This window comes from Streptomyces sp. NPDC090108, assembly GCF_044747185.1.
In the GTDB taxonomy this organism is placed as follows: Bacteria; Actinomycetota; Actinomycetes; order Streptomycetales; family Streptomycetaceae; genus Streptomyces.
The window spans coordinates 67,276-92,671 of the sequence record NZ_JBIVDQ010000002.1; the positions used below are offsets into that span (position 1 = coordinate 67,276).

Here is a 25,396-nt window from a genome sequence, read left to right on the forward strand (position 1 = left end):
ACCGCTGGTCAGGGCCGTGCACGGCTACTTCGCGTGGTGCAGGCGCCAGCCCTCCCAGGCCGACGCGACCATCTCGCGCACATCGCGGCGGGCCCGCCAGCCCAGTTCGGCGGCGGCGCGCCCGGCCGAGGCGACCGCGCGCGGCGCGTCCCCCGGGCGGCGCTCCTCCACGACCGGGGGACGCCGGTCCCCGGTGACCTCTCCGATCACGGTGATCAGCTCGCGCACCGAGACGCCCTCGCCCCGGCCGATGTTCAGCGTCAGGTCGCCGGCGGAGCCGTCCCGGCCGAGCCGCCGCGCCGCCGCGAGGTGGGCCTCGGCGAGGTCGGCCACGTGGATGTAGTCGCGCACACAGGTGCCGTCCGGCGTCGGATAGTCGGCCCCGAAGATCCGCGGGGCCTCGTCACGGGTGAGCCGGTCGAAGACCATGGGGACGATGTTGAACACCCCGGTGTCGGCGAGCTCCGGCGCCGCCGCGCCCGCGACGTTGAAATAGCGCAGACATGTGGTGGAGATCCCGTGCGCCTTTCCCGCCGCCCGCACCAGCCATTCCCCGGCCAGCTTGGTCTCGCCGTACGGGTTCACCGGCGCGCACGGGGTGTCCTCCGTGATGAGGTCCACATCGGGGTTGCCGTAGACGGCGGCCGACGAGGAGAACAGCAGCCGCCGGACGCCCGTCGCGGTCATCGCGTCCAGCAGCGTGGCCAGACCGCCGACGTTCTCCCGGTAGTAGCGGGTGGGATCGGCCACCGACTCGGCGACCTGCTTGCGCGCCGCGAGATGGACGACACCCGTCACGCCGTGCTCGGTGAGGACCCGCCGGAGCAGGTCCCCGTCCATGGTCGAGCCCGCGACGAGCGGGACGTCCGCGGGGAGCCGCTCGGGCACCGCGGCCGACAGGTCGTCCAGCGCCACGACGCGCTCGCCGGCACCGGCCATGGCCCGTGCCACATGGGCTCCGATGTATCCGGCTCCGCCGGTGATCAGCCACGTCATGGTCGCCCACCCTATGCCGACGTGCGCCGGGTCCTCCGTGTGCCCCGTGACGCCCGTGTCCGTGATGCCAGGGGATGCCCGGGTCTGCGAACGCGGTTTGTGGGCCGGGCCCCGGATCCCTGATGATGATCGCGGCAAAGGCCGGGAGAGCCGCCCGCGGTCCGGTCCGTGAACGGCCGGTGAACACCTGCCCCGGCCCATCCGATAGCCTCTGCCGACATGCCGCCCGGGAGCCGCAGGCAGGGGCGCCCCACCAGCGAAAGACCGGCGCCGACGCGCCGGCACCCAGGGAGTGAGTTCGGTTGTCGACCGCCATCGTGACCGGTCAGCCGGTTCCCGGATCGTCTCTCGAGCACGATCTGCGGTCCCTCGGCTTCGACGTGCGGGCGGCCGCCGACGCCGTCGAGGCGGAGACCCTGCTCGCCGCCGCCCCCGCCGGTGACCGCGTCGCCCTGGTCGACGCACGCTTCGTCGGGCACCCGCACGCGCTGCGCCTCGGTCTGACCGACCCCCGCTTCCCGCTCGCCGCCGTCCCCGGCGCCGTCACCGCCCAGCCGGCCGCCCGGCAGGCGCTGACCCGGGCACTGGCCCGCGAGACCTCCGCGGCCGTCCAGGACGACGAGGCCGCCGCCGGTCTCGCCGACCGCGTCGGCACCGCCCTGGACGCCGACGACAACGGCGTCCACCGCCCCGAGCTGGGCAGCCTGGTCGCCGCCGTACCCGCCGACCCGCAGGCCCGCAACGAGGCACGGCAGGCCGTCGCGGCCGTCGACGACGAGGCCGTACGCCTGAAGTCGGCGGTGAAGGCCCGCGACGGCTTCTTCACCACGTTCTTCATCAGCCCCTACTCGCGCTACATCGCCCGCTGGTGCGCGCGCCGCGGTCTGACCCCCAACCAGGTCACCACCGCCTCGCTGCTCACCGCGCTGATAGCGGCCGGCTGTGCCGCGACGGGCACGCGCGCCGGATTCGTCGCCGCCGGCGTGCTGCTGATCGCCTCCTTCGTGCTGGACTGCACCGACGGCCAGCTCGCCCGCTACTCGCTGCAGTACTCCACGCTCGGCGCCTGGCTCGACGCCACCTTCGACCGTGCCAAGGAGTACGCCTACTACGCGGGCCTCGCCCTCGGCGCGGCCCGCGGCGGCGACGACGTATGGGCCCTCGCGCTCGGCGCGATGATCCTGCAGACCTGCCGGCACGTCGTGGACTTCTCCTTCAACGAGGCCAACCACGACGCCACCGCCAACACCAGCCCCACCGCCGCCCTGTCCGACAAGCTCGACAGCGTCGGCTGGACGGTCTGGCTGCGCCGCATGATCGTCCTGCCCATCGGCGAGCGCTGGGCGATGATCGCCGTGCTCACCGCGGTCACCACCCCCCGCATCACCTTCTACGTCCTCCTCGTCGGCTGCGCCCTCGCGGCGACGTACACGACGGCCGGGCGCGTGCTGCGCTCGCTGACGCGCAAGGCGAAGCGGACCGACCGTGCGGCCCGCGCACTGGCGGAGCTCGCCGACAACGGCCCGGTCGCCGGCCTCGTGGCCCGCGTCCTGCCCGCCCCCCTCGGCTCCCCGCTCCTGGTGGCGCTCGCCGGTACCGCGGTCCTCGCCGCCTCGCTCTTCTCCGGTGTGACCTGGGCCCCCGTCGCGGGCGCCGCCGTGTACGCCGTCACCTCGGGCCTCGCGCTCCGCCGCCCCCTCAAGGGCGCGCTGGACTGGCTGGTCCCGCCCCTGTTCCGGGCGGCCGAGTACGGCACCGTCCTCGTGCTCGCTGCCAAGGCGGACGTGAACGGCGCCCTTCCGGCGGCTTTCGGCCTGGTGGCCGCCGTCGCCTACCATCACTACGACACGGTGTACCGCATCCGCGGTGACGCCGGAGCGCCGCCGGCCTGGCTGGTGCGCGCCATCGGGGGGCAGGAGGGGCGCACGCTCCTCGTCACCGTGCTCGCCGCGCTGCTCACCGCCGCGCAGTTCACGGTCGCGCTCACGGTGCTCGCCGTGGCCGTCGCCCTCGTGGTGCTCGTCGAGAGCATCCGCTTCTGGGTGTCCGCTCACCAGGGCGGCGCGCCCGCTGTACACGACGAAGGAGAAACCGCATGATCGGCCTCGTGCTGGCGGCCGGCGCCGGAAGGCGTCTGCGCCCCTACACCGACAGCCTCCCCAAGGCTCTGGTGCCGGTGGGCCCCGCGGGCATAGAGGGCGAGCCCACGGTCCTGGACCTCACCCTCGGCAACTTCGCCGAGATCGGTCTGACCGAGGTCGCGGTCATCGTCGGCTACCGCAAGGAGGCCGTGTACGAGCGCAAGGCGGCCCTGGAGCAGAAGTACGGCCTCAAGCTCACCCTGATCGACAACGACAAGGCCGAGGAGTGGAACAACGCCTACTCCCTGTGGTGCGGACGTGACGCCCTCAAGGACGGCGTGATCCTCGCCAACGGCGACACCGTCCACCCGGTCTCCGTCGAGAAGACGCTGCTCGCCGCCCGCGGCGACGGCAAGAGGATCATCCTCGCGCTCGACACCGTGAAGTCCCTCGCCGACGAGGAGATGAAGGTCGTCGTGGACCCCGCCAAGGGCGTCCGGAAGATCACCAAGCTGATGGACCCGGCCGAGGCCACCGGCGAGTACATCGGTGTCACCCTCATCGAGGGCGACGCGGCCCCCGAGCTCGTGGACGCGCTGAAGACCGTCTGGGAGACCGACCCGCAGCAGTTCTACGAGCACGGCTACCAGGAGCTGGTGAACCGGGGCTTCAGGATCGACGTCGCGCCCATCGGCGACGTGCCGTGGGTCGAGATCGACAACCACGACGACCTCGCCCGGGGACGGGAGATCGCGTGCCAGTACTGACCCGGCTGATTCCCTCGCCGGTCGTCGTCGACATCCGCCCGGGTGCCCTCGACGACCTGGCCGCCGTCCTCGCCGACGAGCGCATCTCGCACTCGGGCCGGCTCGCCGTCGCCGTCAGCAACGGCTCCGGCGCGCAGCTGCGCGAGCGCCTCGCCCCCTCGCTGCCCGGCGCCACCTGGTACGAGGTCGGCGGCGGCACCCTGGACGACGCCGTCCGGCTGGCCGCCGCCATAAGGGCCGGCCACTACGACGCGGTCGTCGGCCTCGGCGGCGGCAAGATCATCGACTGCGCCAAGTTCGCCGCGGCGCGGGTGGGCCTGCCCCTGGTCGCCGTGCCGACGAACCTCGCGCACGACGGCCTGTGCTCGCCGGTCGCCACCCTCGACAACGACGCCGGGCGCGGCTCCTACGGTGTGCCGAACCCGATCGCCGTCGTCATCGACCTCGACGTCATCCGGGACGCCCCGGTGCGCTTCGTGCGCTCCGGCATCGGCGACGCCGTGTCCAACATCTCCGCCATCGCGGACTGGGAACTGGCGAACCGGGTCAACGGCGAGAAGATCGACGGACTCGCGGCCGCCATGGCCCGCCAGGCCGGCGAGGCGGTGCTGCGCCACCCCGGCGGCATCGCGGACAACGCGTTCCTCCAGGTGCTGGCCGAGGCGCTGGTGCTCAGCGGCATCGCCATGTCGGTCTCGGGGGACTCCCGGCCGTCCTCCGGCGCCTGCCACGAGATCAACCACGCGTTCGACCTGCTCTACCCCAAGCGCGCCGCCAGCCACGGCGAGCAGTGCGGGCTCGGTGCCGCCTTCGCGATGTACCTGCGCGGAGCGCACGAGGAGTCCGCGCACATGGCGGAGGTACTGCGCCGCCACGGGCTTCCGGTGCTGCCGGAGGAGATCGGCTTCACGGTGGACGAGTTCGTGCGCGCCGTGGAGTTCGCTCCGGAGACCAGGCCCGGCCGCTACACGATCCTCGAACACCTCGCCCTCAAGACGAACCAGATCAAGGACACCTACGCCGACTATGTCAAGGCCATCGGTAGCTGAACTCCGTCCGGTCGTCCACCCCGCGGGGGTGAAGGACCGGCGCAGCGGTGAGCACTGGGGAGGACGCCTCTACATGCGAGAGGTGTCCCTGCGCGTCGACCGCTACCTGGTGAACACCAGGGTCACGCCCAACCAGCTCACGTATCTGATGACCGTCTGCGGTGTGCTCGCGGCCCCGGCCCTGCTGGTGCCGGGGATCCCGGGCGCCGTGCTCGGCATCGTCGCCACCCAGCTGTACCTGCTGCTGGACTGCGTCGACGGCGAGATCGCCCGCTGGCGCAAGCAGTACTCCCTCAGCGGGGTCTATCTGGACCGGGTCGGCGCCTACCTCACCGACGCCGCCGTCCTGGTCGGCCTCGGCCTGCGCGCCGCCGACCTGTTCGGCACCGGCCGCATCGACTGGCTGTGGGCCTTCCTCGGCACCCTCGCCGCCCTCGGCGCCATCCTGATCAAGGCCGAGACCGACCTCGTCGGTGTCGCCCGGCACCAGACCGGCCGTGAGCCGGTGAAGGAGGCCGCGGCCGAGCCCCGCTCCTCCGGCATGGCGCTGGCCCGCCGGGCCGCCTCGGCGCTGAAGTTCCACCGGCTGATCCTCGGCATAGAGGCCGCCCTGCTGATCCTGGTCCTCGCGATCGTGGACCAGATCCGCGGCGACCTGTTCTTCACCCGGCTCGGCACGGCCGTGCTCGCCGGTATCGCCCTGCTGCAGACCCTGCTGCACCTGGTGTCCATCCTCGCGTCGAGCAGGCTGAGGTGAGCGCGATGAAGGTCGGCGCCGTCATCATCACCATGGGCAACCGCCCCGAGGAGCTGCGGGCCCTGCTCGACTCCGTGGCCGAGCAGGAAGGCGACCGCGTCGAGGCGGTCGTCGTCGGCAACGGCTCCCCCGTCCCGGACGTCCCCGAGGGCGTGCGGACCGTCGAGCTGCCCGAGAACCTGGGCATCCCCGGCGGCCGCAATGTCGGCATCGAGGCCTTCGGGCCCGGCGGCAGCGACGTCGACGTCCTGCTCTTCCTCGACGACGACGGGCTGCTCGCCCGGCACGACACCGCCCGGCTCTGCCGCGAGGCCTTCGAGGCCGACCCGGAGCTCGGCATCATCAGCTTCCGCATCGCCGACCCCGAGACCGGCGAGACCCAGCGCCGGCACGTGCCCCGGCTGCGCGCCTCCGACCCGATGCGCTCCTCCCGGGTCACCACGTTCCTCGGCGGCGCCAACGCCGTGCGCACCAAGGTCTTCACCCAGGTCGGCGGCCTGCCGGACGAGTTCTTCTACGCCCATGAGGAGACCGACCTGGCCTGGCGGGCCCTCGACGCCGGCTGGATGATCGACTACCGGTCCGACATGGTGCTGTTCCACCCGACGACCGCGCCCTCGCGGCACGCGGTGTACCACCGCATGGTCGCCCGCAACCGGGTCTGGCTGGCCCGCCGCAACCTCCCCCTGCCGCTGGTCCCCGTCTACCTCGGGGTCTGGCTGCTGCTCACCCTGCTGCGCCGCCCCTCCGGGCCGGCCCTGAAGGCCTGGTTCGGCGGCTTCAAGGAGGGCTGGGCCACGCCGTGCGGCCCCCGGCGCGCGATGCGCTGGCGTACGGTCTGGCGGCTCACCCGGCTGGGCCGTCCCCCGGTGATCTGACAAGCTCGACCGTGCGGGACCGTACGGGTTCCGGCATGTCCGCGGGGACGGCCGGGTACGCGCACGGGAACGAACGCGGGTCCGCCGCGGCCGCCGCCCGGCGGCGCGCCGCGGACGGACGGCGGCGGGAACGCCGTACCGGCCGGGACCCGTGGACCGCGGGGCCGCCCGGCCCCGCGGAACGGACCGAGAACCGAACGGACGCACTCGACGACGAGAGCGGCCACCCGTGAGTGAGCCCCCACGAGGGAGACCACACATGAGCGAGACCGAATGAGCGAGACCCCGTGAGTGAGACAACACAGGACGGCACCGTCGCGGTGAGCGCGGTTCCGTCACCCGACGAGGGACTGACGGCGGCCCAGCTCGCCGCCCGGTACGGACTCGCCGTGAGCGGCGCCCGGCCCTCCCTCGGCGAGTACATCCGTCAGCTGTGGGGGCGCCGCCACTTCATCCTCGCCTTCTCCCAGGCGAAGCTGACGGCGCAGTACAGCCAGGCCAAGCTCGGCCAGCTGTGGCAGGTGGCGACCCCGCTGCTCAACGCGGGCGTGTACTACTTCATCTTCGGCGTCATCCTGCACGCCAGCCGCGGCATGTCCCAGGACGTGTACATCCCGTTCCTGGTCACCGGCGTCTTCGTCTTCACCTTCACGCAGAGCTCGGTGATGTCGGGGGTCCGGGCGATCTCCGGCAACCTCGGCCTGGTGCGCGCCCTGCACTTCCCGCGCGCCGCGCTGCCCGTGTCCTTCTCGCTCCAGCAGCTCCAGCAGCTGCTCTTCTCGATGATCGTGATGTTCGTCGTGGCGATCGGGTTCGGCAGCTATCCGAGCGCCTCCTGGCTGCTGATCGTGCCGGTCCTGCTGCTGCAGTTCCTGTTCAACACCGGGCTCGCGCTGATCGTGGCCCGCCTGGGCGCCAAGACGCCGGACCTCGCCCAGCTGATGCCGTTCGTCCTGCGCACCTGGATGTACACCTCGGGTGTCATGTTCTCCATCAGCAAGATGATGGAGGGCCGCTCCGAGCTGGCGGTCCGGCTGCTCCAGCTGAACCCCGCGGCGATCTTCATGGACCTGATGCGCTTCGCGCTGATCGACGGCTACAGCGCCTCGGACCTGCCTCCGCACGTGTGGGCCATCGCCCTGTTCTGGGCCGTGGCCGTCTTCTGCGGCGGGTTCGTGTACTTCTGGAAGGCGGAGGAGAGGTACGGCCGTGGCTGAGCTCCACCACCCGGGCGGCGAGGACCGCCGCCCCACGGTCATCGCCGACGATCTGCACATCGTCTACCGCGTCAACGGCGCGCGGACGGGCAAGGGCAGCGCGACCGCGGCCCTCAGCCGCATCCTGAAGCGCGGCTCCGACGACGCGGCCCGGGGCGTGCGCAAGGTGCACGCCGTACGCGGCGTCTCCTTCGTCGCCCACCGGGGCGAGGCCATCGGCCTGATCGGCTCCAACGGCTCCGGCAAGTCGACCCTGCTGCGCGCCATCGCCGGGCTGCTGCCCGCGGAGAAGGGCAAGGTCTACACCGACGGCCAGCCCTCCCTGCTGGGCGTGAACGCGGCCCTGATGAACGACCTCACCGGCGAGCGCAACGTCATCCTCGGCGGTCTCGCCATGGGCATGTCCCGCGAGCAGGTCAAGGAGCGCTACCAGGACATCGTCGACTTCTCGGGGATCAACGAGAAGGGCGACTTCATCACCCTGCCGATGCGCACCTACTCCTCCGGCATGGCGGCCCGCCTGCGCTTCTCCATCGCCGCCGCCAAGGACCACGACGTCCTCATGATCGACGAGGCGCTGGCCACCGGCGACCGCAAGTTCCAGAAGCGCTCGGAGGAGCGCATCAGGGAGCTGCGGGGGGAGGCCGGCACCGTCTTCCTGGTCAGCCACAACAACAAGTCCATCCGCGACACCTGCGACCGGGTCCTGTGGCTGGAACGCGGTGAGCTGCGCATGGACGGGCCGACCGAAGAGGTCCTCAAGGAGTACGAGAAGTTCACGGGGAAGTGACCCCCCGGTGACAGGGGCCCCGCCGGAACCCTCCGGCGGGGCCCCGCGCCTGCAAAGGAAACGTCAACTCCGGCCGCCCGTAGGAATCTTGGCGCCAATCGGTGTGTTGTTGTGATGCGCGGGACACCCCGACGGACCAAGGCGCGTTGTACAACGTAAGCTGTACCGGTCCCGGAAAGCGGCAAGTGGGGCGATAATGCGCGACACCCACGGCCGGGCAGCCCTCGGAGGACCGGGCGGCGTGTCCGAAATAGTGTGTATTGGGTCCGCAGTGTAGAACGGGAGATGTGACGGCAATGGCTACGGAAACTCCCCAGCTCAGCGCAGCAGGTGCCGTCCCCGTCCCGGGCAGCGCGCGGTGACGGGAACCGACATGGCGCGGGAGCTGGAGAGCGCCACGCTGGACAAGGCCGCGAGCGAGAACTTCCCCGTGGCCCCCTTCTTCCTGCCCCGGGACTGGCGCGACGACCTCATGGCCGTCTACGGCTTCGCCCGCCTGGTGGACGACATCGGCGACGGCGACCTGGCCCCCGGCGGCGCCGACGCCCGCGTCCTCGGGGTGACGGACGCCGACGCGGAGGACCGCCTGGTCCTCCTCGACGCCTTCGAGGCCGACCTGCGCCGCGTCTTCGACGGCACCCCGGCCCACCCCCTGCTGCGCCGCCTCCAGCCCACCGTCCGGCGCCGCGCGCTCACCCCCGAGCCGTTCCTCGGGCTGATCGCCGCCAACCGCCAGGACCAGCTCGTCACGCGGTACGAGACGTACGACGACCTCGTCTCCTACTGCGAACTGTCCGCCAACCCCGTCGGCCGTCTCGTCCTCGCCGTCACCGGCACCGCGACGCCCGAACGGATCCGCCTGTCCGACGCGATCTGCACCGCGCTGCAGATCGTCGAACACCTCCAGGACGTCGCCGAGGACCTCGGCCGCGACCGGATCTACCTGCCCATCGAGGACATGAAGCGCTTCCACGTCCAGGAAACGGACCTCGCCGCGAAGAACGCGGGCGCGTCGTTGCGCGCCCTGGTCGCGTTCGAAGCACAACGCGCCCGCGATCTGCTGAATGAAGGCTCCCCCCTGGTGGGTAGCGTCCACGGCAGGCTGCGGCTGCTGCTGGCGGGGTTCGTGGCGGGGGGAAGGGCGGCGGTCCGGGCGATCGCCGCCGCAGAGTTCGACGTACTTCCCGGCCCGCCCAAGCCCGGCAAGATCCAGTTGCTGCGCGAGGTGGGCGTGACCCTGCGAGGAGAGGGGTGATCCAGGCCGTGGAGTCTTCTTCCGCGCACGTGTCCGCACCGGTACTCGCCGCCTACAGCTACTGCGAGACCGTCACCGGACAGCAGGCCCGTAACTTCGCGTACGGCATCCGCCTGCTTCCCGCGCCCAAGCGCCGCGCGATGTCGGCGCTGTACGCCTTCTCCCGGCGTGTCGACGACATCGGCGACGGCGGTCTGCCGGGCGACGTCAAGGTCGCGCGCCTGGAGGACACCCGGGCGCTGCTCACCCGCGTCCGCGGCGGCGAGGTCGCCGAGGACGACACCGACCCGGTGGCCGTGGCGCTCACCCATGCCGCCGGCGCCTTCCCGATCCCGCTCGGCGGGCTCGACGAGCTGATCGACGGCGTCCAGGCCGACGTGCGCGGCGAGACCTACGAGACCTGGGACGACCTGAAGGTCTACTGCCGCTGCGTGGCCGGCGCCATCGGACGCCTCTCGCTCGGTGTGTTCGGCACGGAACCCGGCGCGCGCGGCGCCGAACGCGCCTCCGAGTACGCCGACACCCTCGGCCTCGCGCTCCAGCTCACCAACATCCTCAGAGACGTCCGCGAGGACGCCGAGGGCGGCCGTACCTACCTGCCCGCCGACGACCTCGCCAAGTTCGGCTGCTCGGCCGGGTTCGCCGGACCGACGCCGCCGGAGGGCTCCGACTTCGCGGGTCTCGTCCACTTCGAGGTGCGACGGGCCCGCGCCCTGTTCGCCGAGGGCTACCGGCTGCTGCCCATGCTCGACCGGCGCAGCGGCGCGTGCGTGGCCGCCATGGCCGGCATCTACCGGCGCCTGCTGGACCGCATCGAGCGCGACCCCGAGGCCGTGCTGCGCGGCCGTGTCTCGCTCCCCGGCCGCGAGAAGGCCTACGTCGCCGTGCGCGGCCTGTCCGGTCTCGACACCCGGCACGTCACCCGGCGCACCGTCAGGAGGCGCGCCTGATGAACTGCGTGGACCGCGCCGGTTCCACCGGTCCGACGCGTGAGGCAACCCTCCGCTGCGGCGTGGCGTCCCTGACTGAGACGGCCGGGCGTGCACCGTTCAACCAGCACGCCCCGCACGTACGGAAGGACGCACGATGAGCGACGGCCCACGCCCCGCCAGGGCACCCGCCGGCACTCCGGCACCCGCGGGCACGGCGGCCCGCAGCGCCGTCGTGGTCGGGGGCGGGCTGGCCGGCGTCACCGCCGCGCTCGCGCTCGCGGACGCGGGCGTCCACGTCACCCTGCTCGAAGGCCGGCCGAGACTGGGCGGCCTCGCCTTCTCCTTCCAGCGCGGCGAACTGACCGTCGACAACGGCCAGCACGTCTACCTGCGCTGCTGCACCGCCTACCGCTGGTTCCTCGACCGGATCGAGGGCACGGCGCTGGCACCGCTGCAGGACCGTCTGGACGTGCCCGTCGTGGACGTCGCCAAGCCCGAGGGCCGGCGGCTCGGCAGGCTGCGGCGCGACCCGCTGCCCGTCCCGCTGCACCTGGGACGCAGCCTGGCCGCCTACCCGCACCTCTCGCTCGCCGAGCGTGCCGCGGTCGGACGTGCCGCGCTCGCGCTCAAGGGGCTCGACCCCGCCGACCCGGCCCTGGACACCCAGGACTTCGGCAGCTGGCTGGCCGCGCACGGCCAGTCGGCACGCGCCGTCGAGGCCCTGTGGGACCTGGTCGGAGTCGCCACCCTCAACGCGGTCGCGGGCGACGCCTCGCTGGGGCTCGCCGCGATGGTGTTCAGAACCGGTCTGCTGTCCGACCCGGGAGCGGCCGACATCGGCTGGGCCCATGTCCCGCTGGGCGAACTGCACGACCGGCTGGCCCGCAAGGCGCTCGACTCCGCGGGCGTGCGTACCGAAGTCCGTACACGCGTCACCTCCATCTCCCACAACGAGAACGGGAGCTGGAGCGTTCAGGTTCCCGGCGAGACGCTCCGCGCCGACGCCGTCGTCCTCGCCGTACCCCAGCGCGAGACCCACGAACTGCTGCCGCCCGGCGCCCTCGACGACCCCGCACGGCTCCTGGAGATCGGCACCGAGCCGATCCTCAACGTGCACGTCGTCTACGACCGCCAGGTCCTCGCCCGGCCCTTCTTCGCCGCCCTCGGCACCCCGGTGCAGTGGGTCTTCGACCGCACCGAGGCGTCCGGACTCCGCGAGGGCCAGTACCTCGCGCTGTCCCAGTCCGCCGCGCGCGACGAGATCGACCTGCCCGTCGCCGAACTGCGGGCGCGCTACCTGCCCGAGCTGGAACGGATCATCCCCGGCACCCGCGGCGCCGAGGTCCGGGACTTCTTCGTGACCCGGGAGCGCACCGCCACGTTCGCCCCCGCCCCCGGCGTCGGACGGCTGCGGCCCGGCGCCCGCACCAAGGCACCCGGCCTGTACCTGGCCGGAGCGTGGACCGCCACCGGGTGGCCCGCGACCATGGAAAGTGCGGTCCGCAGTGGAGTGAGCGCGGCCGACGCCGCGCTCAGCGCCCTGGGCCGGCCCCGCCCCCGCGACCTCTTCGAGTTCGAGGAGGCGGCGTGATGCCCGATCGGCACCCGGCCGGCCCCCGCACCCCCGGAACCGCAACAAGAGGAGAGACTGTGCCCACTGTGCCCCCGGCCTCGAGAGCCGCCGACGCGGTGGACGTGACCGCGCTGCTGGAGCGCGGCCGGACGCTGGCCACACCGGTCCTGCGCGCGGCCGTGGACCGGCTGGCGCCTCCGATGGACACCGTCGCCGCCTACCACTTCGGCTGGATCGACGCCGCGGGCAACCCCGCCGACGGCGACGGCGGCAAGGCCGTACGCCCGGCCCTGGCCGTCCTCTCCGCCGAGGTCACCGGCGCCGCGCCCGAGGCGGGCATCCCGGGCGCCGTCGCCGTCGAGCTCGTCCACAACTTCTCGCTGCTGCACGACGACCTCATGGACGGCGACGAGCAGCGCCGCCACCGCGACACCGTCTGGAAGGTGCACGGCCCGGCCCAGGCCATCCTCGTCGGCGACGCCCTGTTCGCCCTCGGCAACGAGGTCCTGCTGGAGCTCGGCACGGTCGAGGCCGGCCGCGCCACCCGCCGGCTGACCACCGCCACCCGCGCCCTGATCGACGGACAGGCGCAGGACATCTCCTACGAGCACCGCGACCGCGTCAGCGTCGAGGAGTGCCTGGAGATGGAGGGCAACAAGACCGGCGCGCTGCTCGCCTGCGCCTCCTCCATCGGCGCGGTGCTCGGCGGCGCCGCCGACGCGACCGCCGACGCGCTGGAACGGTACGGCTACCACCTCGGCCTCGCCTTCCAGGCCGTCGACGACCTCCTCGGCATCTGGGGCGACCCGGACGCCACCGGCAAGCAGACCTGGAGCGACCTGCGCCAGCGCAAGAAGTCCCTCCCCGTGGTCGCCGCGCTCGCGGCGGGCGGCACCGCCTCCGAGCGCCTCGGCGAGATCCTCGCCGCCGACGCCAAGAGCAGCGACTTCGCCACCTTCTCCGAGGCCGAGTTCGCCGCCCGCGCGGCCCTCATCGAGGAGGCCGGCGGCCGCGCCTGGACGGCCGACGAGGCGCGCCGGCAGCACGCCGTCGCCATCGAGGCCCTCGACGCCGTCGACATGCCCGACCGGGTGCGCGACGCCTTCACCGCGCTCGCCGACTTCGTCGTCGTACGGAAGAGATGATCATTATCGGTCGAATAGCCCTCGCTTAGTCGCCGGCCGGTGCGGAGGGACGACACAGCACCGGCCGACGGCGGACCCGCAGCAGCACGACTCGTACGACTGCACGAAGGGGAAGCCATGACAGCGACGACCGACGGAAGCACCGGGGCCACGTTGCCGCCCCGGGCAGCCGCGGCCAGCGAAACCGACACCAGCACCCCCGGGGCGGCCGGGGTACCCCAAGCCGCCGAACGCGCCGCCCGCCGTGCCACCGACTTCCTGCTCGGTCTCCAGGACGAGCAGGGCTGGTGGAAGGGCGACCTGGAGACCAACGTCACCATGGACGCCGAGGACCTGCTGCTCCGCCAGTTCCTCGGCATCCGCGACGAGGCCACGACGCGGGCCGCCGCCCTGTTCATCCGCGGCGAGCAGCGCGCCGACGGCGCCTGGGCCACCTTCTACCGCGGCCCCGGCGACCTGTCCGCCACCGTCGAGGCCTATGTCGCCCTGCGACTGGCCGGCGACGAGCCGGACGCCCCCCACATGGCCAAGGCCTCGGCCTGGATCCGCGAACGCGGCGGGATCGCCGCCGCCCGCGTCTTCACCCGGATCTGGCTCGCCCTGTTCGGCTGGTGGAAGTGGGACGACCTCCCCGAACTCCCGCCGGAACTCATCTGGTTCCCCTCCTGGATGCCGCTCAACATCTACGACTTCGGCTGCTGGGCCCGGCAGACCATCGTGCCGCTCACCATCGTCTCGGCCAAGCGCCCGGTGCGCCCCGCGCCCTTCCCGCTGGAGGAGCTGCACACCGACCCGGCCGACCCCAGTCCCGCCCGGCCCTTCGCACCTCTCGCGAGCTGGGACGGAGCCTTCCAGCGCCTGGACAGGGCGCTGCACCGGTGGCGCCGGGTCGCCCCCCGCCGGCTGCGCGGGGCCGCGATGAACACAGCCGCCCGCTGGATCGTCGAGCGCCAGGAGAACGACGGCTGCTGGGGCGGCATCCAGCCCCCGGCCGTCTACTCCCTCATCGCCCTGCACCTGCTCGGCTACGACCTCGAACACCCCGTGATGCGCGAGGGCCTCGCCTCACTGGACCGTTTCGCCGTGTGGCGCGAGGACGGCGCCCGGATGATCGAGGCCTGCCAGTCCCCGGTGTGGGACACCTGCCTCGCCGCCATCGCCCTCGCCGACGCGGGCCTGCCGGCCGACCACCCCCAACTGGTCAAGGCCGCCGACTGGATGCTCGGCGAGGAGATCGTCCGCCCCGGCGACTGGACCGTGAAGCGCCCCCAACTTCCTCCAGGCGGATGGGCGTTCGAGTTCCACAACGACAACTACCCCGACATCGACGACACCGCCGAGGTCGTCCTCGCGCTGCGCCGCGTCCGGCACCACGACCCGGACCGCATGGACGGGGCGATCGGGCGCGCGGTGCGCTGGAACCTCGGCATGCAGTCCCGCAACGGCGCCTGGGGCGCCTTCGACGTGGACAACACCAGCCCGTTCCCCAACCGGCTGCCGTTCTGCGACTTCGGCGAGGTCATCGACCCGCCGTCCGCCGACGTCACCGCGCACGTCGTGGAGATGCTCGCCGCCGAGGGCCTCGCCCACGACCCGCGCACCCGGCGCGGCATCGAGTGGCTGCTCGCCGAACAGGAGCCGGACGGCTCGTGGTTCGGCCGCTGGGGTGTCAACTACATCTACGGCACCGGGTCGGTGGTGCCCGCGCTGACCGCCGCCGGCCTGCCCGGCTCCCACCCGGCGGTCCGGCGGGCGGTGACCTGGCTGGAGCGGGTGCAGAACGACGACGGCGGCTGGGGCGAGGACCTGCGCTCCTACCAGGACAGCCGCGGGTGGAGCGGCCGCGGCGCCTCCACCGCCTCCCAGACCGCGTGGGCGCTGATGGCGCTGCTCGCGGCCGGGGAGCAGGAGTCCAAGGCCGTCGAGCGCGGGGTCCAGTGGCTCGCCGACACCCAGCGCGAGGACGGCTCCTGGGACGAGCCGTACTTCACCGGGACCGGCTTCCCCTGGGACTTCTCCATCAACTACCACCTCTACCGGCAGGTGTTCCCGCTCACCGCGCTCGGCCGCTACCTGCACGGCGACCCCTTCGAGCGAGGACTTCTCGGCCCCGGCGCCAGGGCCCGCACCGGGGCGGAGAGGAGCTGAATGAACACCCAGCCGGTTCCGGCCCCGCTGCTGATCGCCTGCGCGCTCGGCATCGAGCACCTCGCCCTGCGCACCGGCGCCCGGCCCGCCGGAGCCGGACCGTACCGGCGTGGAGCAGGCGGGCCGTTCACCGTCGTCCGCACCGGCATGGGCCCCAGGGCGGCGGAGCGCGCCGTGACCCGGCGCCTCGGCGAGCCCGCGCTGGCCGGCGCGGCCGTGCTGGCCACCGGGTTCTGCGCCGGACTCGCCCCCGGCATGCACCCCGGCGACCTGGTCGTCGCCGAGGAGACCCGGGACCCGCACGGGACCGTCCCGTGCGTGAACACCGATCTGCTCGTCAAGGAACTCGCGCGCGCCGTACCCGGCCGCACGGTCCACACCGGGCCGCTGACCGGATCCGACCACATCGTCCGCGGCCCCGAACGCTCCGCCCTGCTGGCGACCGGCGCGATCGCGGTCGACATGGAATCCGCGGCCACGCTCCTGAGCGCCGTGCGCACAGGTGAGCGCCCGGTTGCGGCCGTACGGGTGGTCGTGGACGCTCCAGAACATGAACTCGTCCGGATCGGCACGGTACGCGGGGGAATATCAGCCTTCCGTGTTCTCCGTTCGGTCCTTCCCGCGTTTCTCGAATGGCACCGTTCCTCGCTGCTCCCCCGGAGGTGAGCCCAGATGGCCATGCCGTTGCGTCAGTCCATCAAGGTCGCTACATACCTGGCTGAACAGAAGCTGCGCAAGCGGGACAAGTTCCCGCTGATCGTCGAGCTGGAACCGCTGTTCGCCTGCAACCTCAAGTGCGAGGGCTGCGGCAAGATCCAGCACCCGGCCGGGGTGCTCAAGCAGCGCATGCCGGTGGCCCAGGCGGTGGGCGCGGTGCTGGAGTCCGGTGCGCCGATGGTGTCCATCGCCGGTGGAGAACCGTTGATGCACCCGCACATCGACGAGATCGTGCGCCAGCTGGTGGCGAAGAAGAAGTACGTCTTCCTGTGCACCAACGCCATGCTGCTGCGCAAGAAGATGGAGAAGTTCACGCCCTCGCCGTACTTCGCCTTCGCGGTGCACATCGACGGCCTGCGGGAGCGGCACGACGAGTCCGTCGCGAAGGAGGGCGTGTTCGACGAGGCCGTGGAGGCCATCAAGGAGGCCAAGCGGCGCGGCTTCCGGGTCACCACCAACTCCACCTTCTTCAACACCGACACCCCGCAGACCATCGTCGAGGTGCTCAACTTCCTCAACGACGACCTCGAGGTGGACGAGATGATGATCTCGCCCGCCTACGCCTACGAGAAGGCACCCGACCAGGAGCACTTCCTCGGCGTCGAGCAGACCCGCGAGCTGTTCAAGAAGGCCTTCGCGGGCGGCAACCGCCGGCGCTGGCGCCTCAACCACTCCCCGCTCTTCCTGGACTTCCTGGAGGGCAAGGTCGACTTCCCGTGCACGGCCTGGGCGATCCCGAACTACTCGCTGTTCGGCTGGCAGCGGCCCTGCTACCTGATGAGCGACGGCTACGTGCCGACGTACCGCGAACTCATCGAGAAGACCGACTGGGACAAGTACGGCCGCGGCAAGGACCCGCGCTGCGCCAACTGCATGGCGCACTGCGGCTACGAGCCCACGGCCGTCCTCGCCACGATGGGCTCCCTCAAGGAGTCGCTGCGGGCCATGCGCGAGACCGTCTCCGGAAACCGGGAGTGACGCCATGACCGCCGTTCCCTTGGGTGTCCCCGAGGTACCGGCCCGGCCGGTCGCACCGCGGCGCGTGTCGCGGCAGATCCATGTCGGGCCGGTGGCGGTCGGGGGCGGAGCCCCGGTGTCGGTGCAGTCGATGACGACGACCCGTACGTCGGACATCGGTGCCACCCTGCAGCAGATCGCGGAGCTGACGGCGTCGGGCTGCCAGATCGTGCGGGTGGCCTGTCCGACGCAGGACGACGCGGACGCGCTGGCGACGATCGCGCGGAAGTCGCAGATCCCGGTGATCGCGGACATCCACTTCCAGCCGAAGTACGTGTTCGCCGCCATCGAGGCGGGCTGTGCGGCGGTCCGGGTGAACCCGGGCAACATCAAGCAGTTCGACGACAAGGTCAAGGAGATCGCGCGGGCCGCGAACGACCACGGCACGCCGATCCGTATCGGGGTCAACGCGGGTTCGCTGGACCGGCGTCTGCTGCAGAAGTACGGCAAGGCCACGCCGGAGGCGCTGGTCGAGTCGGCGCTGTGGGAGGCATCGCTGTTCGAGGAGCACGACTTCCACGACATCAAGATCTCGGTCAAGCACAACGACCCGGTCATCATGATCGAGGCCTACCGGCAGCTCGCCGCCCAGAGCGACTACCCGCTGCACCTGGGGGTGACGGAGGCGGGGCCCGCTTTCCAGGGGACCGTCAAGTCGGCCGTGGCCTTCGGGGCGCTGCTGTCGCGCGGGATCGGCGACACCATCCGTGTCTCCCTGTCGGCCCCGCCGGTCGAGGAGGTCAAGGTCGGCATCCAGATCCTGGAGTCCCTGGGGCTGCGGCAGCGGCGGCTGGAGATCGTCTCCTGCCCCTCCTGCGGGCGGGCGCAGGTGGACGTCTACAAGCTGGCCGACGAGGTGTCGGCCGGCCTGGACGGCATGGAAGTACCGCTGCGCGTCGCCGTCATGGGCTGCGTCGTGAACGGCCCCGGCGAGGCCCGTGAGGCCGACCTCGGTGTCGCCTCCGGCAACGGCAAGGGCCAGATCTTCGTCAAGGGCGAGGTCATCAGGACCGTCCCCGAGTCGAAGATCGTGGAGACCCTCATCGAGGAGGCCATGAAGCTCGCCGAACAGGCGCAGCCGGCGGACGAAGCGGGTTGAGCAACAGCACGGAACGAACCGAGAGGGGGACCGGCGTGACGATTCTGGAGACTGTCCGGGGACCACGCGACCTGAAGGCGCTTTCGGAAGCGGAACTCGGCGAACTGTCCGCCGAAGTACGTGAGTTCCTGGTGACCGCGGTGGCGCGAACCGGCGGCCACCTCGGACCCAACCTGGGCGTGGTGGAACTGTCCATCGCGCTCCACCGGGTCTTCGAGTCACCGGTCGACCGCATCCTGTGGGACACCGGCCACCAGAGCTATGTCCACAAACTGCTGACAGGGCGTCAGGATTTCTCCAAGCTGCGCGGCAAGGGCGGCCTGTCCGGCTACCCCTCGCGCGAGGAGTCCGAGCACGACGTCATCGAGAACTCGCACGCCTCCACCGCCCTCGGCTGGGCCGACGGACTCGCCAAGGCCCGCAAGGTGCTGGGGGAGCGGGGCCACGTGGTCGCGGTCATCGGCGACGGCGCGCTGACCGGCGGCATGGCCTGGGAGGCGCTGAACAACATCGCGGCGGCCAAGGACCGGCCGCTGATCATCGTCGTCAACGACAACGAGCGGTCGTACGCCCCCACCATCGGCGGTCTCGCCGACCACCTGGCCACCCTGCGCACCACCGACGGCTACGAGAAGGTCCTCGCCTGGGGCAAGGACGTGCTGCTGCGCACCCCGGTCGTCGGACACCCCCTCTACGAGGCCCTGCACGGCGCGAAGAAGGGCTTCAAGGACGCCTTCGCCCCGCAGGGCATGTTCGAGGACCTCGGCCTGAAGTACGTCGGCCCGATCGACGGCCACGACATCGGCGCCATGGAGTCCGCGCTGCGCCGCGCCAAACGCTTCCACGGCCCGGTCCTGGTCCACTGCCTCACCGAGAAGGGCCGCGGCTACGGCCCCGCCCTCGCGCACGAGGAGGACCACTTCCACACCGTCGGCGTGATGGACCCGCTGACCTGCGCCCCGCTCGCCCCGCCCGAAGGGCCCTCGTGGACCTCGGTGTTCGGCGACGAGATCGTGCGGATCGGCGAGGAACGCGACGACGTCGTCGCGATCACGGCGGCCATGCTGCACCCGGTCGGCCTCGGCCGGTTCGCCGAGCGCTTTCCCGACCGCGTCTGGGACGTGGGCATCGCCGAGCAGCACGCGGCCGTCAGCGCGGCCGGCCTCGCCACCGGCGGACTGCACCCCGTCTTCGCCGTCTACGCCACCTTCCTCAACCGTGCCTTCGACCAACTGCTGATGGACGTGGCCCTGCACCGCTGCGGGGTGACCTTCGTCCTGGACCGGGCGGGCGTCACCGGGGTGGACGGCGCCTCCCACAACGGCATGTGGGACATGTCCGTCCTCCAGGTCGTGCCCGGCCTCCGGATCGCCGCCCCGCGCGACGCCGCCCAGCTCCGTGCCCAGTTGCGCGAGGCGGTCGCCGTGGACGACGCGCCCACCCTGATCCGCTTCCCGAAGGAGTCGGCGGGCCCCGAGATCCCGGCGCTGGACCGGATCGGCGGCATGGACCTCCTGCGCCGCGCCGAACGGCCGGACGTGCTGCTGGTCGCCGTCGGCGTGATGGCGACGGTGTGCCTCCAGGCCGCCGACCTGCTGGCGGCCCGCGGCATCGACTGCGCGGTGGTGGACCCCCGCTGGGTCAAGCCCGTCGACCCCGCCCTGCCGGGCCTCGCCGCGGCCCACCGCCTGGTCGCCGTCGTGGAGGACAACAGCCGCGCGGCGGGGGTCGGTTCGGCCGTCGCGCTGGCCCTCGGCGACGCCGACGTGGACGTGCCGGTACGGCGCTTCGGCATTCCGGAACAGTTCCTCGCGCACGCCAAGCGCGGCGAGGTGCTGGCCGACATCGGTCTCACACCCGTCGAGATCGCGGGGCGGATCGGCGCGAGCCTGGCCGTCATGGACGCCAGAGGCGCGGCGGACGCCGACGGCACAGCCAAGGAGAGGGAATGACCACGGAGTTCGACCTCGGCGCCCTCCTCGCCGAGCGCGGGGCGGCACGCTACGAGCTGCACGCGAAGTACCTCAACCCGCAGCTGCCGCGCATGCTGCACACCATCGGCTTCGACAAGGACTACGAACGGGCCGAGGGCGCCCACTTCTTCGACACCGACGGCAACGACTACCTGGACATGCTCGCCGGGTTCGGGGTGATGGGCCTCGGCCGTCACCACCCGGTCGTCCGCAAGGCGCTGCACGACGTGCTGGACCTGAGCCTCGCCGACCTCACCCGCTTCGACTGCCCGCCGCTGCCCGGCCTGCTCGCCGAACGGCTGCTGGCCCACAGCCCGCACCTGGACCGCGTGTTCTTCGGCAACAGCGGCACCGAGGCCGTCGAGACCGCCCTGAAGTTCGCCCGGTACGCCACCGGCAGACCGCGGATCCTGTACTGCGACCACGCCTTCCACGGCCTGACCACCGGATCGCTGTCGGTCAACGGCGAGGGCGGCTTCCGGGACGGCTTCGCCCCGCTGCTGCCCGACACCGCCGTGCCCCTCGGCGATCTCGACGCCCTCGCAAAGGAGTTGAAGAAGGGCGACGTCGCCGCCCTGATCGTCGAACCGATCCAGGGCAAGGGCGTCCACGAGGCACCGCCCGGCTATCTGCGAGCCGCCCAGGAACTGCTCCACAAGCACAAGGCGCTGCTCATCGCCGACGAGGTGCAGACCGGACTCGGCCGCACCGGCGACTTCTACGCCTACCAGCACGAGGACGGCGTCGAGCCCGACCTGGTCTGCGTGGCCAAGGCGCTCTCCGGCGGCTACGTGCCGGTCGGCGCGACCCTCGGCAAGGACTGGATCTTCAAGAAGGTCTACTCGTCCATGGACCGCGTCCTGGTCCACTCCGCGAGCTTCGGCTCCAACGCCCAGGCGATGGCCGCCGGTCTGGCCGTGCTGTCCGTCATGGAGGACGACCGGATCGTCGCCCGCGCCCGGGCCACCGGCGAGCTGCTGAAGTCCCGGCTCACCGCACTGACCGACAAGTACGAACTCCTCGCCGACGTCCGCGGCCGGGGCCTGATGATCGGCATCGAGTTCGGCAGGCCCGCCTCGCTGAAGCTGCGCAGCCGCTGGACCATGCTCCAGACCGCCCGCAAGGGCCTGTTCGCCCAGATGGTCGTCGTACCTCTGCTGCAACGGCACCGCATCCTCACCCAGGTCTCCGGCGACCACCTGGAAGTCATCAAACTGATCCCGCCGCTGATCCTGGACGAGGCCGACGTCGACCGGTTCGTCGACGCCTTCACCGCCGTCATGGACGACGCGCACAGCGGCGGCGGCCTGATGTGGGACTTCGGCAGGACCCTCATCAAGCAGGCGGTGGCCAACCGCTGACGCCGTGGACCCGCGGCCGGGGCGCACGGACCGGGAACGGACCGGAGCCCCGGCCGCATGTCTCGTATATCCGTTCGCATCTACCGATCTTGTTCTGCGACAATTCGGCGTATGCCTACCACCGGGGACGACCTGATCACCGCACTCGAACCGCTGCCGTTCCCGGCCCGGCTCACGCTCACCGCCCGTACGGCCCGCCGCCTCGCCGACGAGGGCCGGCTCGGCGCCCTGCTGGCCGACCTCGACGCGCGCGGCCCCTACGAGCGCCGGCTCGCGGCGCTCGCCGCCCTCGCCGCAGGAGACGCCGGACACCTCGCCGGACGGCTGACCGACCCCGACCCCGTCGTCGCCGGGTACGCCCTGCGCGCCGTGCGCGTCCTGCCCGTCCCCGACGAGGCGGTGGAGGCGGCGTACGAGGACGCCCCGGCGGCGCTGCGGAGACGGCTGGCCGCGGTGATCGCCGCCGACGGCCGCACCGCGCTCGCCGAACGGCTCGCGGCGCGGCTGGGCGCGGAGTGGGGCGACGCGGAGGCGGCCCGCCTGCTCCCCGCGTGCTCCGCCGAGTACGCCGCCCGCGAACTGCCCCGGCTCGCGTACGCCGTCGACGGCTGGACGAGGCTCGCGCGCCGCCACCCCGGCCCGGTACTCGACCTCCTCGAACGCGAGTCGGCCGGCCGCGCCGGCACCCTGGAGCGCGACGCGTGGTGGCGGCTGAACGCCACCACGGTCGCCGCCCTGGCCGCCGGCCACCCCGAGCGGGTGATGACCCTTCTGGAACGGTACGGACCGACAGTCCTGCCCCTCGGACTCCGCAACGGCCTCGGCGCGCTCGTCGCGGCCGACGCCGAGCGCCTGGTCCGCTGGATCGTCGCCCCCGGCCGCGAGCGGCAGCGCTACGAACCCCCGCTGCCGCCCGGCGTCCTGCGCGCCCTGGTACGCGCCGCCCCGGAGTCCCTGCCCCGGCTCGGGCGGTACTGGCTGAACCGCGGGGCACCCTTCGCGGCCCTGCTCAAGGCGATGCCCCCCGGCCGGCGTCCGGCCTTCCTCGACGCGGTCCTCGTGCCCGGAGACCGCGAGCAGTGGGCCCTCCACCACCTCGGACTGCTGCCCCGCGAGCGCCGCTGGGCCGAAGTGCGCCGCGCGGCCGCCTCCTTCACCGGCGGCCTCAACGCGTGGGACGAACTGGACACCCTCGCCCACGGACCGTTCGACGAGGCACGCCAGGCGCTGCTCACCGAGATCCGCCGCCCCGACGCCGACGACCGCGCCGCCGGCTGGCCGGTGCTGGTGAAGTGCGCCGCCCTGGACGGCGGCAGCGGGCCGCTCACCGAGGTGCTCGACCTGACGGAGCGGCTGCGCAACGACCAGGACCCCGTGCGCGCCGCCGCGCTCCAGGCACTCGCCGAGGTCCCGGCGCACCTGTTCGCCCCCGGCCACGCGGCGCGGCTCGACCGGCTCGCCACCGACGCCCTGCAGGCACGCGACTGCTCGCACCGCTCCCTGACCGCGCTGCGCACCCTCGCCGAGCGCGTGCTGGTCGCGCACGCCGCCGCCCCCGCCGCCGAGGCCGTTCCCGCCGCCGTCCCCGGCTCCGACGTGCGCGCCGCCGCCTCCGGCGACGGCACCGGCCCCGCTGCCCGTGCCACCGACGCGACGGCCCTGAGCGACTGGGCGCTGCGCACCCTGGAGCGGATGACGGGCCGGCTCGGCGTGCCGCGCTTCGGCCCCCTGCACAGGGTTCTGCGGCGCGGCCAGGAGCACCAGGTGTTCGAGGCGCTGCGCCCCTGGCTGGAGGCCGCGGCGCAGCGGTCCGACTTCCGGCTGCTGCTGGGCCTCGCCGCCGCGTTCGGGCCGCGCGCCCGGCGGATGCCCCGGCTCCAGGAGATGCTCGCCGACGCCCTGGAGCGCGGCGACGACACGGCCTTCGAGGCCGCCGCCGGGCTGTGGCTCGCCGCACCCGCGACCCGGGACGAACGGCTGGCCCGCGTCATCGCGCTGGAGCCCTCGGCGGTCGTCCTGCCCGTCGTACGGCGTGAGCTCTCCCGGCGCCGCACCGACCTGCTGGACGCGCTCCTCGCCGCCGCCCCGCCCGCCGGACGCTTCCTGGTGCCCGGCGCCAGGGCCCCGCTCCCGGATCTCGCCGACGCGGGCCGCTGGCTGCCCCGCCAGCAGCGGCGCGCGGTGGAGATCGCCGGGCACACGGCGGCGGACACCGCCCTGCCCCTGGACGACCGGGCCGCCGCGATCCTCGCCGCGGCACCCGTCCCCGAGCTGGGCCACGCCCTGGCGATGCGGTACAAGGACGACGCCGACGTGCTGCTGGCGGAAGCGGCGCTCGCCGCGCTGTCCCGGACCGAGCAGCCCCAGCACTCCCTGCCGGTGCTGCTCCAGGAGGCCGGCGGCGACCGCGCCCGGGTCGCCGTCCACGCGGCCGCCCGCGCCGCACGCCGCACCGCCCCGTCCCGGCTGGCCCCGGTGCTGGAGGAACTGCTGACGGGGGAGCGGCCCGCGAAGGTGACCTCGCGCAAGGAGGCCGTACGGCTCGCCGCCCGCTTCCTGCCGGCCCGGCGGACGGTGGCCCTCCTGTCGGGCGCCTTCCACACGCCCGGCGCGCACCCCGACGTGCGCTGCGCCGTCGTACGCGCCCTGCCGCCGCTGCTGGGCGCGCCGGAGGCCTGGGACCTCCTGCGGGACGCCGCGCGGGACGACTCCGCGCCCGTGCTCCAGGCCCTCGTGACCGCCTCCCCCTGGGGACTGGCGGAGGGCCACCGCGCCGACTACGCCGCCGTCGTCGGCACCGCCTACGACGCGTGCCTGGCCTCCTACGAACACCACGGCTGCCACGGCATGCTGGTGGCGGTGGCCGGCTGGGCCCGCCACGACCCCGCACTGGCGGACCGGATCGCCGGCACGGCCGTCGACCTGACGGACCGTCCGCACTGGCAGGCCGCCGCGCGTGTCCTGCACGACCTGGCCTGGTCCGCGCTGCCGCATCCGGCGGGCGGCGCGGCACCCGGCAGCGTGCTGCACGGAGCCGTGGCGACCCTGCTGGCCGCCGTGCACACCCCGGCGGGCGGCGCCGAGGCGCTGGAGGACCGCGACCTGCCGGCGCTGCAGCGGCTGCGGATCCTGGTGGCGCCGGGTACCGGAGCGAGCGCGCAGGCCGAGACACTCGTGGCACAGCTGGCCGCCGAACCCCTGCTGGCCGCCGAGCGCGCCGATCTGCTGCGTCTGCTCGTCGAGCGGACCGAGGAGGCGGCCGGCCTCCTCGGCAGGCTGCGGGACCTGGCACAGGCCCTGGACGGCACGGGCGTGACCGTCGCCGCGAAGATCGCGGAACGCCTGCGCCCGTTCGACTGGCAGCGTGGTCCCGAACCGGAGCGCGCCGAGGCGCTGGAGGCCGCCGCCGGCACCCTGGCCCGCGACGGCGGCCCCGCCGCCGGCCTGCTCGCCGCCACGCTCGTGAACTCGGTCGGCGCCCAGCTGAAGTGGCCCGCCGGCTGGCGGTCCGTGCTCACGCTGCTGCGCCGCCATCCGAGCCCCGACGTGCGGTACGCGGCGCTCCACACCCTGACGGACCACGAGTGAGCGTGGCCGGGGCCGCCGGGGGAGCGCGGGCGATCAGTGCCCCCGACCGTCTT

At 72.9% G+C, this 25,396-nt stretch carries 20 protein-coding genes; 19 read left to right on the plus strand and 1 reads right to left on the minus strand.

Going from position 1 to position 25,396, the window contains the following annotated elements; genetic code table 11:
- Positions 1–24: 24 nt before the first annotated feature.
- Positions 25–996: a UDP-glucose 4-epimerase GalE gene (gene galE / locus ACIPRD_RS05665; protein WP_401560176.1), complete on the minus strand. Its 972-nt coding sequence runs from the start codon at positions 994–996 to the stop codon at positions 25–27.
- Between the two features lie 302 nt (positions 997–1,298).
- Here galE and ACIPRD_RS05670 point away from each other — a divergent pair, with 302 nt between their 5' ends.
- The 19 genes from ACIPRD_RS05670 (at position 1,299) to ACIPRD_RS05760 (ending at position 25,343) form a co-directional block, all read left to right on the plus strand.
- Positions 1,299–3,095, plus strand: coding sequence for a DUF5941 domain-containing protein (locus ACIPRD_RS05670; RefSeq protein WP_401560179.1), 1,797 nt, complete (start codon positions 1,299–1,301; stop codon positions 3,093–3,095).
- Entirely contained in the window at positions 3,092–3,844 is a 753-nt protein-coding gene (locus ACIPRD_RS05675; RefSeq protein ID WP_356399166.1) for a phosphocholine cytidylyltransferase family protein, read from the plus strand. The genes ACIPRD_RS05670 and ACIPRD_RS05675 overlap by 4 nt, the downstream gene beginning before the upstream one ends.
- Positions 3,832–4,893 carry an iron-containing alcohol dehydrogenase family protein gene (locus ACIPRD_RS05680; protein WP_401560182.1) on the plus strand — a complete coding sequence of 354 codons (1,062 nt, stop codon included), beginning with the start codon at positions 3,832–3,834 and terminating at the stop codon, positions 4,891–4,893. The genes ACIPRD_RS05675 and ACIPRD_RS05680 overlap by 13 nt, the downstream gene beginning before the upstream one ends.
- Entirely contained in the window at positions 4,871–5,650 is a 780-nt protein-coding gene (locus tag ACIPRD_RS05685) for a CDP-alcohol phosphatidyltransferase family protein (protein WP_356399162.1), read from the plus strand. The genes ACIPRD_RS05680 and ACIPRD_RS05685 overlap by 23 nt, the downstream gene beginning before the upstream one ends.
- A 5-nt stretch (positions 5,651–5,655) precedes the next feature.
- A complete protein-coding gene (locus tag ACIPRD_RS05690) occupies positions 5,656–6,528 on the plus strand; it encodes a glycosyltransferase family 2 protein (RefSeq protein ID WP_401561821.1) in 873 nt (290 codons plus the stop codon).
- A 287-nt stretch (positions 6,529–6,815) separates the two neighbouring features.
- Positions 6,816–7,745 (plus strand): ABC transporter permease, encoded by a 930-nt coding sequence (locus ACIPRD_RS05695; RefSeq protein WP_356399160.1) that lies wholly within the window; start codon positions 6,816–6,818, stop codon positions 7,743–7,745.
- Positions 7,738–8,535: an ABC transporter ATP-binding protein gene (locus tag ACIPRD_RS05700; protein ID WP_401560186.1), complete on the plus strand. Its 798-nt coding sequence runs from the start codon at positions 7,738–7,740 to the stop codon at positions 8,533–8,535. The genes ACIPRD_RS05695 and ACIPRD_RS05700 overlap by 8 nt, the downstream gene beginning before the upstream one ends.
- A gap of 373 nt (positions 8,536–8,908) precedes the next feature.
- Positions 8,909–9,790, plus strand: a complete 882-nt coding sequence (gene hpnC, locus ACIPRD_RS05705) for a squalene synthase HpnC (protein ID WP_401561823.1) — start codon at positions 8,909–8,911, stop codon at positions 9,788–9,790.
- Positions 9,787–10,740 carry a presqualene diphosphate synthase HpnD gene (gene hpnD / locus ACIPRD_RS05710; protein WP_356399155.1) on the plus strand — a complete coding sequence of 318 codons (954 nt, stop codon included), beginning with the start codon at positions 9,787–9,789 and terminating at the stop codon, positions 10,738–10,740. The genes hpnC and hpnD overlap by 4 nt, the downstream gene beginning before the upstream one ends.
- Positions 10,740–10,880 carry a DUF6380 family protein gene (locus tag ACIPRD_RS05715; RefSeq protein ID WP_356399154.1) on the plus strand — a complete coding sequence of 47 codons (141 nt, stop codon included), beginning with the start codon at positions 10,740–10,742 and terminating at the stop codon, positions 10,878–10,880. Before hpnD ends, ACIPRD_RS05715 begins: the two co-directional genes overlap by 1 nt.
- Complete coding sequence (hpnE, locus tag ACIPRD_RS05720) at positions 10,877–12,313, plus strand: hydroxysqualene dehydroxylase HpnE (protein ID WP_401560190.1); 1,437 nt, start codon at positions 10,877–10,879, stop codon at positions 12,311–12,313. Before ACIPRD_RS05715 ends, hpnE begins: the two co-directional genes overlap by 4 nt.
- Complete coding sequence (locus tag ACIPRD_RS05725) at positions 12,313–13,440, plus strand: polyprenyl synthetase family protein (RefSeq protein ID WP_401560193.1); 1,128 nt, start codon at positions 12,313–12,315, stop codon at positions 13,438–13,440. The genes hpnE and ACIPRD_RS05725 overlap by 1 nt, the downstream gene beginning before the upstream one ends.
- A 117-nt stretch (positions 13,441–13,557) precedes the next feature.
- On the plus strand, positions 13,558–15,588 hold the full coding sequence (gene shc / locus ACIPRD_RS05730) for a squalene--hopene cyclase (protein WP_401560196.1): 2,031 nt from the start codon (positions 13,558–13,560) through the stop codon (positions 15,586–15,588).
- Positions 15,589–16,254: a 1-hydroxy-2-methyl-2-butenyl 4-diphosphate reductase gene (locus ACIPRD_RS05735; protein WP_401560199.1), complete on the plus strand. Its 666-nt coding sequence runs from the start codon at positions 15,589–15,591 to the stop codon at positions 16,252–16,254.
- Positions 16,255–16,260: 6 nt separating this feature from the next.
- On the plus strand, positions 16,261–17,283 hold the full coding sequence (gene hpnH, locus ACIPRD_RS05740) for an adenosyl-hopene transferase HpnH (protein ID WP_356399144.1): 1,023 nt from the start codon (positions 16,261–16,263) through the stop codon (positions 17,281–17,283).
- 4 nt (positions 17,284–17,287) lie between these two features.
- The gene (ispG, locus tag ACIPRD_RS05745; protein WP_401560201.1) at positions 17,288–18,421 is read left to right on the plus strand and encodes a flavodoxin-dependent (E)-4-hydroxy-3-methylbut-2-enyl-diphosphate synthase; all 1,134 of its coding nucleotides are present in this window, start codon (positions 17,288–17,290) and stop codon (positions 18,419–18,421) included.
- A 35-nt stretch (positions 18,422–18,456) separates the two neighbouring features.
- Positions 18,457–20,373 (plus strand): 1-deoxy-D-xylulose-5-phosphate synthase, encoded by a 1,917-nt coding sequence (dxs, locus tag ACIPRD_RS05750; protein ID WP_401560204.1) that lies wholly within the window; start codon positions 18,457–18,459, stop codon positions 20,371–20,373.
- On the plus strand, positions 20,370–21,755 hold the full coding sequence (locus ACIPRD_RS05755) for an aspartate aminotransferase family protein (RefSeq protein ID WP_401560207.1): 1,386 nt from the start codon (positions 20,370–20,372) through the stop codon (positions 21,753–21,755). The genes dxs and ACIPRD_RS05755 overlap by 4 nt, the downstream gene beginning before the upstream one ends.
- Positions 21,756–21,866: 111 nt before the next feature.
- Positions 21,867–25,343, plus strand: a complete 3,477-nt coding sequence (locus tag ACIPRD_RS05760; protein WP_401560210.1) for a hypothetical protein — start codon at positions 21,867–21,869, stop codon at positions 25,341–25,343.
- Positions 25,344–25,396 lie beyond the last annotated feature (53 nt).

Bases quoted from the DNA above. Each gene is read 5' to 3' on its own strand.
- galE (WP_401560176.1), bottom strand. From the start codon at position 996: ATGACGTGGCTGATCACCGGCGGAGCCGGATACATCGGAGCCCATGTG.
- ACIPRD_RS05675 (WP_356399166.1), top strand. From the start codon at position 3,092: ATGATCGGCCTCGTGCTGGCGGCCGGCGCCGGAAGGCGTCTGCGCCCC.
- ACIPRD_RS05685 (WP_356399162.1), top strand. From the start codon at position 4,871: ATGTCAAGGCCATCGGTAGCTGAACTCCGTCCGGTCGTCCACCCCGCG.
- ACIPRD_RS05690 (WP_401561821.1), top strand. From the start codon at position 5,656: ATGAAGGTCGGCGCCGTCATCATCACCATGGGCAACCGCCCCGAGGAG.
- hpnC (WP_401561823.1), top strand. From the start codon at position 8,909: ATGGCGCGGGAGCTGGAGAGCGCCACGCTGGACAAGGCCGCGAGCGAG.
- ACIPRD_RS05715 (WP_356399154.1), top strand. From the start codon at position 10,740: ATGAACTGCGTGGACCGCGCCGGTTCCACCGGTCCGACGCGTGAGGCA.
- hpnE (WP_401560190.1), top strand. From the start codon at position 10,877: ATGAGCGACGGCCCACGCCCCGCCAGGGCACCCGCCGGCACTCCGGCA.
- ACIPRD_RS05725 (WP_401560193.1), top strand. From the start codon at position 12,313: ATGCCCGATCGGCACCCGGCCGGCCCCCGCACCCCCGGAACCGCAACA.
- shc (WP_401560196.1), top strand. From the start codon at position 13,558: ATGACAGCGACGACCGACGGAAGCACCGGGGCCACGTTGCCGCCCCGG.
- ACIPRD_RS05735 (WP_401560199.1), top strand. From the start codon at position 15,589: ATGAACACCCAGCCGGTTCCGGCCCCGCTGCTGATCGCCTGCGCGCTC.
- hpnH (WP_356399144.1), top strand. From the start codon at position 16,261: ATGGCCATGCCGTTGCGTCAGTCCATCAAGGTCGCTACATACCTGGCT.
- ispG (WP_401560201.1), top strand. From the start codon at position 17,288: ATGACCGCCGTTCCCTTGGGTGTCCCCGAGGTACCGGCCCGGCCGGTC.
- ACIPRD_RS05755 (WP_401560207.1), top strand. From the start codon at position 20,370: ATGACCACGGAGTTCGACCTCGGCGCCCTCCTCGCCGAGCGCGGGGCG.
- ACIPRD_RS05760 (WP_401560210.1), top strand. From the start codon at position 21,867: ATGCCTACCACCGGGGACGACCTGATCACCGCACTCGAACCGCTGCCG.